This window comes from Labrys miyagiensis (assembly GCF_030160835.1).
Lineage (GTDB): Bacteria > Pseudomonadota > Alphaproteobacteria > Rhizobiales > Labraceae > Labrys > Labrys miyagiensis.
Window position 1 is genome coordinate 1 of record NZ_BSPC01000091.1, and the last position, 7,466, is coordinate 7,466.

Sequence of the window (7,466 nt, forward strand, 5' to 3'; positions counted from 1 at the left end):
GCGCTACGCCTTTCTCCACGCCGTGCAGTTCCGCGACGAGCCCGAACTCGCACCCGTCTGAGAAAGCCCTTTTCCGTGAAGTCCATTACCCTATTCGACCCGACAGCACCTGGTCGATGTCACGGATAAACTGGTCGCTTAATTCCTCCGGCCTCTGGCATTGCAACTATTCGGCAATCAATAGGGCTGCCAAAAGTTTTGATCGCGTTCATTGAGATTGAACGACTAAGGCACTGCATATCCACGTTTCCATTGCCAATCAACATAACGTCTGTAAATCCAGGACCTGCTGGTCACATTGGCACGCGGTCCCCAGGCCGCCTCCGAGCGCCGCTGCCGACCGCGCGGTTTGGCAATCTGATACTCGTGCGTCCGATTATCGCTCACTAGCAATTCCTCTTGATCACCGGAATAATAGGTCCGCGCCTCCGGCCAGTTCTCCGGCTCCCATATACGGCCTGACTTTCCTACTACCGCTATTCGTCCCCCCGATTGCAGGATAGTATGTGATAGTCCGTTTGCCCCTGTCTCAAACTTTATGCACTGCTCCTTCGTATCAAACGGGTTTGCAAAGGAGAGAAAGAGTTCTCGTCTCAAAAAAATGGCCGTTGTGCGCAGATGCGGGCTTGGAAAGGGAAGATCCGACTCAACGGACCTCCAACTCCCTGTCGCTCCGATAGCCGAGTGATCTCCCAATTCTGAATATGCTTGTATGTAGGCCTCGAGCCATCCGCTGCCCAAAATACGAGTATAGGAGTTAAAAAAAACGCAGTGCGATGACGCGAGCTGGGACGCAACCGTTCTATAGGCCGTCAAATCAAAGCCATCGTCTGGCACAAATATACTTTGTGCTCTCAGCCCATTCTCAGTTATCCATGTCGAAGCAAGTGAGTGCGCCACTCCCGATACAAAACCTTTGTGAATCAGAATAGGTACATAATTCACACTTGTCGGATGCTTCCGTAAGCTTTGAAGGAAGGCCTTCAGCCACAACGGATTATTTCCGTTTCTTAATAGATAGAGTACAGCAATGCTCTCAATCATGCCGACGGCAACTCCGACGTTAGGTATTGCTGCCACCAATGACGTGTTTCTTCCAAACGTCGAGGCAGCGTGGTTCTTCGCGCAATTCCAACCTCAATCCGCAAGTGGGAGTCGTCGCCGACTATCCAGAGTGACTCGTCCAGCCGAGCGGCCGGTTCCACGATTTGCACACGACCCAGTTCGCCGGCCACAACCTGCAGCTGCTTTGCCAGGTCCAGCGCCGCAATCATTCTGTCAGACTCCGTGTTAACGACGCCCGCCATCGTCAGACTCCTACCCATAGCGAGGAAGGGGAGAACGCCCAAAGATTGTTAGCGGCGGCCGCTATCAATTAAAAGGCAAACTCAGGCACCTCGGCAAATCAGATCTATTTTGTTGAATGGAAAATTGAAACCTTTGCAGGTGGCGTGTGACCGCACTCCAAATACTGGCCCCCACTCTGCATGACGAGGCCGTTGTCTCGGTCCAGTGATAGCAAAATCGAATAATCAGATGACTATACTGACATTCGATGACCGGACCAATGCAGTTATGCCATTCTAGACGATCGAACGAACTGCAGAGATGATCACTCGCGTGAAACTATGATACTTCACTAAACATCAATTTTGTTAAAAAGTGACTTCGTGAGGAAGTTCTGTCTACGCAATTCCAGCCATATCAATCGTTTATAGAAACTGCGAATAAAGCGATGTCCCTTCCAAGTCCTATTTCTCAATTTCTCCAAAACGCTATTCTTGTAGCGGTAATCTTCTGTCACGCTGGAGATGCCACCGTTGGTTACGAATTCACTCATTTTCGTGAGACGACGATCAATTGTAAAAACTGTCATAGATTCGAAGAACTCCACGGAGAAGATCTGCCGGGCGGGTGGCTTGGCGGCGACCAGATCGCCTCCATAGCGTCCGTGCAAGTGATCGATGATCCGTTTAGCGAAGGAAATGAAACTGTAGCGAGACGGGTTCCCGAATTCTGACATGTAGCTTGCGTGAGTATCCTCGACGATCAGGAGACCACCATCTCGGATGTGGTGGACCGCCTTGCGCAGCGTCACGATTTGCTGCCGATTGGTGTGGCCTCCATCATCTATGAGAATATCCACGGAGCCGATTTCTTTAAACAAGCCATCCCAGAACTTTTCCGAGGACTGATCTCCTATGTAAATCTTGAATCCTTCGGCCTCCCATTTCTTAGCCTCTGGGTTGAAATCCACACCAATTATCGTGGCGCTTTCACCGAAATAATCACGCCACATGAACAGGGAGCCACCATAGAGTACGCCAACCTCTACAATAGTTATGGGCCTTCCAACAAATTGACGCAGTATCTTATCGTACGCAGGGAAATAGCTGTCCTGCTTGTAAGACATATACTTCGATTTATCGAACGATTCGCGCAGTGTCTTCATCTCTACCCTTTATGAATTCTGCTTCCTGATGCTACGAAAGATCCCCCAGTTGCGTTTCAAGTTAACGACAAGCGCACCGGATGACCTGCATATTTCCCACATTTCGTCGCACGATGGCGCAGCACCGTAAACAGTTTTTTTCCGAGGGTTCAGCCAGTCGAACACTCATATACTTGCTATCGGCGCGCCCGGAGGAATTATCCTCGCTTTTCACGTTTGATTAACCTTGTCGCCTTTGCGGATATTCTATAAACTCGCCGCCTAAGCTCTCTTGGCAAGGTATATCTTTCCGCCTTCCCTAAATCTGTTCCCCAGGTTTGCTCACTCAGTCGCTGCCTGGTTCTGAATTTAGCTAGCTCGTATTCCCTCGTCCTGTTGTCGGAAACCAGAAGATTTTCCTGATTTCCATGTCGAAAGGTGTTGGACGACGCCCATTCAATCGGCTCGTAAACACGCCCATTCCTGCCTACAATGGCCAGCCGACCGCTATTCTGCAGAATCTGGCGCGACAGGCTGTCTGCGCCGGACTCAAACGCGTGAGCATCAAATTTGGTCGGCAGCTCCCGCTGCATGCTGAGGAAGAGATCCCTTCGAATCATAAATGCGTTTGTACGAATATGCGCTCGATTCCACGGTAGCTGCTCGCTCGAGAATGGTTCAAGACTTCCGTAGATTTCATAGCTACCTGTAGCAGATATTCCTGAATTTCTGCCGACGGCATCAAGGGCCTTTATGTAATAATCGAGCCATTCTTTTCCTTCTATCATTGAGTATGAATTAAGGAAAAGACAATGCTCTTCTCCACAAGACGCGGCGGCCTTAAAGTACGCTAGTAAATCAGTTCCATCGTCATTGATATAGATGTTTTTCGCCACAGCGCCATTGGATGCTCTCCACTCCTCAGATACATCGCCAAGAGAACCCGCTGCAAATCCTTTATTGATGACATACGGTACATATGCCGCATGAGTTTGGTTTATATTCACGCTTTGAATGAATCTCGAAAATAATGATTTGTTGTTCGCGTATCTGCGCAGATAGAATACGGCTATGGATGCGGGCACCATTCGTCCTCATCTTCTCGTACGTCGTTTTACCGCGGATCCTATGCAACAAACAGGAGGAACACAATTCAACTATCGTCTGGCAAGTTAGTGCCGGCAGGGGTTGCAAACGCTCCGTTGCTATCCTGTTTAACGCCAGCGTGTGGTCGACAGAAAGGGGGGCGAGGCCAGCGCCGTGGACTCCTATGACGATATTTGCATGCGAAAGCGGGCGCACCTGCTAGGCAAGGCCGTTCTCTCTCGCCTCGAACCGTTGGAAGCCATAAGTGCAGGCGATCTCCGATATCACCCCTGCGTTAAGCAGGTGCCGGATCTTGCTGGTCTTCCGCGAAAAGAAAATACGGCGGCCACTGCCCGATCCTACTTGGCAATACGCCTGGAGAGATCGGCCAGGCGATGCATTGCGGCTGCGGCAACGAACGTCCATGCAGCGCTGCCGGCATCAAGGGAGAGCCAAAGGGCCCCTTCCACGCAGACTTTTCTGCATGGTTCGGGAGCTCAACCCCTACTAGCCCCGGGATGCCGGCATTTGCCCCTGCCACCCACCACCGCCAATAGCGAATGTTGGGGCGCTTGCGGAAACCAGATTTTGCCCGAGCCAGCTTTCGCTAAGGCCAAATTTTTGGAGCATCTTTCCTCAAGCCCGCAACTGGGACTCGTAAATGCTCCAGGCACGCCACCACTCTAAGGTCTCCGACAACCGCTCCTTGATGGTTTTTCGCGGCCGATATCCGACTTCGTCCTGCAATCGCCGAATGTCCGCAACGATACACGCTGGTTCGTTCGGGCGATCCGGCAACGCACCGAAGCGAAGTTCGCCAATTCCGCCAGCAGCCGCGCGAATCTCCTCCGCCAGCTCTCTGATGCGCAACGCTCGACCCGAGGCAATGTTGACCGCACCCGTTACCTTGGACAAAGCGAGTGCTGCGAAGGCCTCGCCAGCGTCATGAACATCGATGAAATCTCTGATCTGGGTCCCCGACGAAATCAACGCTGGACGTCCGGCCAAGAGGCTTACCGCAATCGATGATACCAGTCTGCTTGGGTGTTCGTTGGGTCCAAAGACAAAGAACATTCGCCCCCAGGCGAATTCCAGGCCGCAAGAAGCGACAAACTCTTCAACAATCCGCCGCGTGGAATCCTTGGAAACGGCATAGAGAGTAACCGGCCGAATGGCGGTCGTCGTCTCGACGCATAGGTCCCGCGAGGATAGATCGTACTCCATGCAGGTACCCGCGCAGACAATGCGGCGGACTCCGATTTTCTGCGCAGCCCGAACGAGCCGGATCGTAGCTGTCGCCCAGTCGAGATTCTCTGCCGCATTCCAAAACTTCCCATGTTCGACATACCAGGCCATATGAAGAAGGATTTCGGGCCGCGCTCTCGCCAGGGCCGCGTCAATCGTCTCGGATTTCAGCAAATCGCCCACGATCACCTGACACCCAGGTACGGTCGTCGGGGTGCGTGAGATTACGAATACCTCGTGGCCAGCCGAAACCAAGGCCAATGCGGCCCATTTCCCAACAAATCCAGTTCCGCCAGTAACAAGAATGCGCATGATCAGAATTCGCCACTATAAGCAGCGCCACCTGCTCGCCGGAGTATAGTTCTCTTAATCACTTTTCGTAATTTGTAAACGCGCTTGTCGACGTAGAACGGCAAAACGGCGTGTATCGTCGCCCTCTGCAACCAGGAATACGAAGACTGATCGATATAGCGTCGGCATTGATCCGAAAATTTCTTGCGAAGAGCTACCATCTCTGCCACCGATGGCTTGATGCCCTTGCCAGGGGTATAGGTTTTAGTTACGAGACGCTGAATGAAAACTGCGTCCGGCACCACGGAAACCGCCGTCTTGAGGAGCGTTGGAAAGAGGATCAAGTGGTCCAAAGCCCAGGGATGGGGAAACGCAGCCCAACATTCCTCGAAGTCGGCGAGAAGAGGATCACGACGCCATAGCCCATAAAACCAGCCGGCATGGGAATTGAACATCAGTTGCACGATCGAAGCCATCGTGGACTTCCCGGCAAAGTATTTAGGAACGTTTATCCGCTGTCTCTCGCTTCGAGATATCGTCTCCGTCGTCGGAACAGCTACGTTTGCAGCGGGGTTTGTCGCGAGTGCGTTATAAAGTTTCTCGATGTAATCATGCGAACATAGATCGTCATGTGCACGCCACATCACGAATTCAGATTCGCAATCGCGCAATATGGTCAGGAAATTGGGCATCGCGCGGATATTTTCAGAATGTCGAATGTATTTTACGCGGGGATCTCTAGACACAAATTCTCGGGCAATGTCTCCTGTGTTGTCTTGGGATGCGTTGTCGTAGATGCGGATTTCAATATCTTTTAATGTTTGTGACACCAAGCATTCAAGACACTCTCCAAGCTGATCCGCCCCGTTATAAACGGGAACGCCAACAATCACTTTCGGCATCTTAAATACACTCCCACAAGCTAAACAAATAAACGATAAGGAAGCGTGCAGAAATATCTGCACCCTTGTGGTGTCTCATTTAAGGTAAGAAGCGATCCAAAGCCAGATTCAACTGCCGCCTCTACTGGCCATGTCACATCATGACCAACGGCTGCGTCCGAGTATCGAGGGCACCCCGTTGGGGGATTACCCAGCATGAGAGGGCAGGCGAGGCTGACCGCGCAGAACGCGCGTCCCGTCCACCACTTTTTCGAGACCTTCGCTCACGTCATGTCCTTCCAGGGAATCCTTTCCGGCTACCTTCTTAACCACAAAGGAGTACAACCGAGAGACGCATCCCATTCATTTCCAAAATGGGGTAATATTGTGTCTATATGTTTCTGTATGGTTTCTGCAACAAATTTTTCCCTAATTCTTCGGGATTCAGGAGAATAGTTTCCCTATATGGAAACTATGAGTCTTCCCGCCCAATTAAATATAGTATCGATGCCGCAAGTTAATGGGTTTGATCTGACCTACTTGCTTTGGTGGACATATTCGTTCATGAAATCACGAACACTGCGACCTTCATGAAACGCTTCGAGGGAGCCGTTCTAGCGAAGTGACTTAGAGTGGCTCAAGCATTTCCGCTGTGTACCGGCATGGGTTCGGATGCCGATCGGGACTGCACGCTATTCATACTTTTGTGGAGGTTGGGGGGGCAGCATGATGCCGATTCACAGGCGTTGAGCAAGTTGGATAGGCACCTTTCCCTGCTTAATCAAGGGTGGTGGTCCTACCGCCGTAGCGGCGCGGTCGCGACGACGGGACCGCCGAAGACCTCTTCCCATTCGGCAATCCGGCAGCCGCCATGGCGCTCATATTGCTAGGTGCTCAAGGGAGAGAGGTAAGCCATCGCTCATCGGCGCGTCCCTTACCCCGGCGGCATTCGCGTCATTGGTGCTAATAGGTCGTAGCAATAGGTCCGATTGATATAATATGATGGATGCGTGGGTTCGAGATCGAGCGCGGGTCGGGAGGACTTCGGTGGCAGAAGGTAGGCGTATCGGCTCCAGCATGCGCAGGATTGTCATCATCGTGGCCGTCCTCTGGCTGGCGGCCTACATTGTCCCAGGTTTCCCTCTCTGGGCTCCAATCGCGGTCAGTATCGTGTGGGTCGGTGCTGCTGCGGCTGTCCTCAGCATATTTGGCGTGGCCCTTCGGGTCGCGAGCCGAGACTAGACCTCGGCAGCTTCGTTCTCGGTGACCATCCGCAAGAACTCCGACTTTCTCGTTGTCGATTTTCACTGAGAATTCTCGGTCGAAGTCAACAGTCGAGAGCGGGCGGGACGGGCAGTCTCGCTCAAGAGGCCACCACCGGCGTCCTGCCGCCACGATGCGGGATCCACCGGCTGGAAGGCGCGCTCGCTGGGCGGATGTACCGTTGTGTTGGACAGGTAACATCACAGCGCGCGGAAACTGGCCTTGCTCCCATGTGAATGCTAGAAGCGCGGCGGTGTACAGGAGTTGCC

At 52.4% G+C, this 7,466-nt stretch carries 5 protein-coding genes; all 5 read right to left on the bottom strand.

The features are described 5' to 3' along the window. Positions 1-1,040: 1,040 nt before the first annotated feature. On the bottom strand, positions 1,041-1,307 hold the full coding sequence (locus tag QQL24_RS34500) for a hypothetical protein (protein ID WP_284316854.1): 267 nt from the start codon (positions 1,305-1,307) through the stop codon (positions 1,041-1,043). Between the two features lie 332 nt (positions 1,308-1,639). After that, complete coding sequence (locus QQL24_RS34505) at positions 1,640-2,452, bottom strand: class I SAM-dependent methyltransferase (RefSeq protein WP_284316855.1); 813 nt, start codon at positions 2,450-2,452, stop codon at positions 1,640-1,642. Between the two features lie 197 nt (positions 2,453-2,649). Then, positions 2,650-3,519: a hypothetical protein gene (locus QQL24_RS34510; RefSeq protein ID WP_284316856.1), complete on the bottom strand. Its 870-nt coding sequence runs from the start codon at positions 3,517-3,519 to the stop codon at positions 2,650-2,652. A gap of 634 nt (positions 3,520-4,153) precedes the next feature. Beyond that, the gene (locus QQL24_RS34515) at positions 4,154-5,074 is read right to left on the bottom strand and encodes an NAD-dependent epimerase/dehydratase family protein (RefSeq protein ID WP_284316857.1); all 921 of its coding nucleotides are present in this window, start codon (positions 5,072-5,074) and stop codon (positions 4,154-4,156) included. Positions 5,075-5,076: 2 nt separating this feature from the next. Beyond that, complete coding sequence (locus tag QQL24_RS34520) at positions 5,077-5,955, bottom strand: glycosyltransferase family 2 protein (protein ID WP_284316858.1); 879 nt, start codon at positions 5,953-5,955, stop codon at positions 5,077-5,079. Positions 5,956-7,466 lie beyond the last annotated feature (1,511 nt).